Origin of the sequence: Stieleria sp. (assembly GCF_041595215.1) — a bacterium.
Classification (GTDB): domain Bacteria; phylum Planctomycetota; class Planctomycetia; order Pirellulales; family Pirellulaceae; genus Stieleria; species Stieleria magnilauensis.
The window spans coordinates 1-4,904 of record NZ_JBFHKV010000652.1 but is presented as its reverse complement, the minus strand read 5'-3'; the positions used below and the strand labels follow the sequence as shown (position 1 = coordinate 4,904).

General features: G+C 57.5%; 3 protein-coding genes. 1 reads left to right on the top strand and 2 read right to left on the bottom strand.

Annotation, left to right across the window (positions count from 1 at the left end; all coding sequences use genetic code 11):
• The coding region (locus ABX749_RS21850; RefSeq protein WP_372897849.1) for an endo-1,4-beta-xylanase at nt 1-1,760 on the top strand (1,760 nt) is incomplete at its 5' end.
• Here ABX749_RS21850 and ABX749_RS21845 read toward each other — a convergent pair.
• Nucleotides 1,752-2,858, bottom strand: coding sequence for a polysaccharide biosynthesis/export family protein (locus ABX749_RS21845; protein WP_372897848.1), 1,107 nt, complete (start codon nt 2,856-2,858; stop codon nt 1,752-1,754). The two genes, ABX749_RS21850 and ABX749_RS21845, sit on opposite strands and share 9 nt — an antisense overlap.
• A gap of 135 nt (nt 2,859-2,993) precedes the next feature.
• Nucleotides 2,994-4,904: AsmA-like C-terminal region-containing protein (locus ABX749_RS21840; protein WP_372897847.1), on the bottom strand; the 1,911-nt coding region annotated here is incomplete at its 5' end.

Sequence of the window (4,904 nt, the reverse complement as noted above, 5' to 3'; positions counted from 1 at the left end):
TTGGAATTGGCGACCGGTTCGGATTTTCGATCGTCGCCGGTCACCCGCATTGTCGACTCCCCGCCAGTCAGCGTCCGGAAGTCGAAGCCTTTGTCGACAAGTTTTTGCTGGGCAAGACGGATGCGAACACCACCGTCACCCCACACCCTTATGAATCGGTAGAGCACGAGTTCTGGTACGACGGTTGGGCAAAAGGGAAATCCACTTTCCCCACACCAGATGATGCATCCATCGAAACCTTGACCTTCGAGGCTGAAGCGACCGCTTATGGAACGGACTGGATCATCGAGCGCGAACCGCAGGCCTCTGGAGGAAAGTACCTGACGATCAAACCCGACCTCGACAGCCCACAAGCCGTCCCAGTCGGCGACACAGCCGCGTTGACGGTCCCGTTCACCACGACAAAAGTCGCAACGTACTACGCGCACGCTCGGGTGAACTGCCCTTCCGCGGACGATGACTCGTTCTGGCTCAAGATCGACGACCAGGAATTCGTGGCCGCCAACGGACTGCAGACCAACGGCTGGCAATGGGTCAAACTCGCTGCATGGACGCTGGAACCCGGCGAGCACCTGTTGACGATCAAGTACCGCGAGAACGGAGCATTGCTGGACCGAATCGGAATCACGACGTATCCGTTCGGGCCGGCGGGTTTCGAGTCCTCGCAGCTCGCCCCATCACTGAAGGATGCCGTCGGTACACGATTCAAGATTGGCGTGGGAGTCGGCGTTGACGTGCTTCAGAATCCTCAAGATGTCGCGTTGCTTCGGCAACACTTTCAGATCGTGACACCGGAGAACTGCATGAAGCCGCAAAGCGTCCATCCGGAGGAAGATCGGTGGGACTTTGAACCATCCGATGCGTTTGCGGATTTTGCCCGTGCCAACAAGATCGACTTGGTCGGCCACTGCCTCGTCTGGGCCAAAGATGATCGCACCGACGAATGGATGATGAAGGAAGGCGATCAGCCCGTCTCCCGAGAACGGCTGCTTCAGCGAATTAAAACGCACATCGACACCGTGGTCGGTCGCTACGCCGATGTCGCCACGCATTGGGACGTGGTCAATGAAGCGATCGGCGACAGCAACGACGACATGCTTCGTGATTCGGTGTATTCAAGAACAACGGGCATCGATTTTATCGTCACCGCGTTCAAAGCCGCTCGTGCCCGAGATCCGGACGCGCTGCTGATCTACAACGACTACAACGGGCACCAGCCGGACAAACGGGCGAAACTCATCGAGCTATTGAAACAACTGAAAGCGGCCGGTGCCCCGGTCGACGCGTACGGAATGCAGGGGCACTTTGAACTGGGCGACGACTCGCTTGCCGACTTGCGAGCGACGTTTGATGGACTTCGCCGATTGAACATCAAAGTCGTTGTCTCAGAACTCGACATCGACGTGGTCAAACGCGGCCGCTGGTGGGCCGATGACGGCAAGTACCGCGACGAACTCGAAACCTTCGATCCCTACCAAGACGGGATGCCACCGGAAATCGAGAAACAGTTGGTCGAGCAGTACGTCGAGCTTTTCAGGCTGTTCAACGAATACAGCGACCTGATCGAGAGAGTCTCATTCTGGAACCTTCACGACGGACAAAGTTGGCTGAACTACTTCCCTTGGCAACGAGTCAATCATCCGTTGCTGTTCGATCGGAACCGACGGCCCAAGCCAGCCTTCGATGCCGTCTATGAATTGCTCACCCATCCAACGTCCCAGGGCAACGCCGCTGCCCCGGCTCCCTCGCCATCACTCTGACAACGGCGAGAACTCTAATTCACCATCGACATCCGAGTTGCCGGCTTTGGAGCCCGTTGGTTCGCCGGGCAGATCATCGTCGAAATACTTGTCATAATTCGGTTGATAGCGCTCGTTGACTTCATCCAGGTCCATCAGATCACTTGGTCGAAGCGGATCGTCAGTCAGTCGCGTCCAACCCACGCTGCCGGGTGAAATCATGGTCTGGTCAACCATCATCATCGGCTTTGCCGTCGAATGTTCTGGGTGGCGACAGGCCCGGTTGCAGCCGGAACAACGGGAACAAGTCTGACTTGCCCGCCAGAACATGAGTTCGTCCATGCAAGACCGTGCGGCGACGAAGACGCGGTCACCGGGCTGCAGTTGATAGTTGGTTGCGGTGTTGCCCATTTGGACGATTTCGCGATAGCACACCGGCAATGTGACGCGGCACTCACCGGGATCGGTCGGTCGGGCCAGCAGGATCTGACAGGGGTTGGCGCTTGACGTCAGTCCACCGGCGCTGACGATCGCATCGAGTACCGTTTCGGAGCCTGTCAACGGAAAGGAACCGGGCGCGTTCACTTCACCAAAGACGTAAAAGCGATGGACAGGTTCGAGCAGTCTGACGTTGATGGCGATTGTGTCGCAGTCGTCTGGAAGCGGGGGCTTAGAGAGTGATTCCTTGACGTCGGGACTGACGAACGGTTTACAGGCTGAGATCTGCTGACGAATCTGGTCGGTGATCTGCCTCTCAATCAACGCTTCAGCCTGTTCCAGATTCCTGCCGACAACGATGACGCGGCCGTAGGGACCGAGGTCGACCGTTCCGTCCGCAAGAACCGATTGGTCGGCCGGTAAACGCAGATCGCGGTCCTGATTGACAGGTTCAATCAGCAGTGCATCGCCCGGTTGCAGCGAATGTAGCGGCAACGCACTTTTGGCGTTCTCTCGCGGTATGCCGTGGGGGATGCGAGAGGCTTCGAGAACGGTTTTGGCTTCCGTCGTGAGCGTCGAGTTCGAAGGATACAGTGAAAGCCCCAAGGGTGCGCAGCCGCTATTCGCGGCCGTCAACAGAACTGCCAGAACAAGCAGACCTTGGTAAACAGAACGTTGCATCGCTTCACCCATTGTTATGGAACACTATCCAGAAAGACAATCGGCTCGATGAGTGGGTCGCGCGTGCTGAAAACCGTTTTGCTATGGCGACACGCGCCATCGACAGTACCGGAACGCATCGTGTTGGCGATAGAACTATGAACCTCCATCCAATCCATTCAATACGCTCAATGAGGTCCCCGCAAGGAGAAGCCGTTGGCCTTCGCGTAGCAGGAACCGCGCGGCTTCTTCACGAAACGTTTCGATCGGTCGCAATCGCACGATCGGGTTTTGGGTTGTTCCCAGCACCGCGATGACCACGGTCCGATCGCGAAACAGTTCGGTCACACTGAAGATCGCGGATGCGGGCAGCAGAGAACGCAGTGCATACTTCTGTGCCAATTGGCTAAGGTTTGCGGCGATGTCACGATAGTCGCCGGTCGCAATCAGTGCGATCATGTCCATGCGACCGCTGCGGAGGTAGAGTTTCCCGTCCGCTCGCACCAATGCGTTGTCGGCACCCAGCCAGAATTCATCGATCACTACCACGCCCTGACCGATCATTCCTTTCGCTTCCCCCACGTCGAAGGTTTGACCGGCAAGTGAGACGGGGCCGAGAAACTGGGACGCCGCGATCAGGCCAGGAATCGCGGCACCACGCGTTCGCCCCAACTGAAAGTCGAATCGACCGGCGAGGTCATCCACCGAACGAACGGACTTGCCACCGAGTGAGATTTCGCCCGTGACTTCTCCGGTCGCCAGTGAACTGGATCGCCCGAACGGATTGGTCAATCGAAACACGTCGACTCTCCGCGTTTTCCACCGGCTCGTCATGTCAACGCCTCCACGACGACCGGAGGAGAGGTGCAGTTCGCCGTCGAGTTGTCCGCCACCGACACTTGATCGAACCGACGGGATGCTTAAATCCCAGTGCCACGTTTTCAAATTCGCGGTCGCAACGAGCGCACCGCGTGCCACGCCGATCGGCAAGTCGTATGCGGCCAACTCGCGTCCCTGCAGGCTGCCTCGGATTCGAACAGAGTCTTGACGCCCGGTGATGGTTGCCTTGGTAGAGATTCGTCCCTGGATTCGCTCTGCCTTGCTGCCCAGAAACCACAGTCCGCGATCGAGTTGGATTCTGGACGCAACCAAACGAAGGTCTGCACGTGGGCGAAATGTTTCGTCACGGTCAAACAAGTAGACGCGACCGTCAAGCCGTAGCGATCCATTTGCGTAGTCGCCCAATAGCGGTTGGACCACCAAGACACCTTCTTCGAGTCGTCCGTTCAGAGTCAGCTTTCGCGAAAGAAGACGCGAGCGATAATTGACGTCTGACAACTCAGCGGACACTTTCACCCTGAAATTTGTTGGGTCCGTTGGTTGCGAATCAAAATCGGCGATGATGTCGCCGCTCACGTGGCCCGTCAGACCGACGCGACGACCGACCGACAGATCGACCAATGGGTTGATCGGCAAGTGTTCGAAACGAAAGGCCGATTGTCCGAGTCGGGACATCACATCAGACCAACGATCGGTCGTCAGCATGTTGGCGATGGTTCGCACTTTGACCGTCCCGCCCAACAGATCGCCGCTCGCTTGCAACGCTAACTCGCCTTGTTTCGCGACAAGTTCTGCGGCCAGTTCGCCGACCCTTTCTTCGTTGATCTTGATCTCCGAGACAGACAGTGTTGCAGTGCCCGCGTGTTGATTGGGATCCAATAGTTTGTCGATCGGAGCACGCCAGTCGATGTTTCCCGCGATGGTGGCGGTGGCGATTGGGGCAATCCTGCCGAGGACTGGGATTCGAACGTTCGGACGGATGTCGGCGATTGACAATCCGGCAACCAAATCACCGTCGCCATCACGGGGCACCGTTGCGGTTCCCGAAATCTGTCCGCCGAAGGCTGTCGCCGCAAGCGACTGCAGGGTGAGAGCTTCGCTGGTGATTGAATACTTCGATCGAAACTTCACCAACGTGAACGTCGCCGGCAACGTCGCTTCGTCACGCCGGGGCAGAACATCGAATTGGTTGGGTGTGAATCGGATGGTGTGTTCCAAAACGCCCAG

Coding starts and splice junctions, on each gene's coding strand:
- ABX749_RS21845 (WP_372897848.1), bottom strand. CDS start 2,858: ATGCAACGTTCTGTTTACCAAGGTCTGCTTGTTCTGGCAGTTCTGTTG.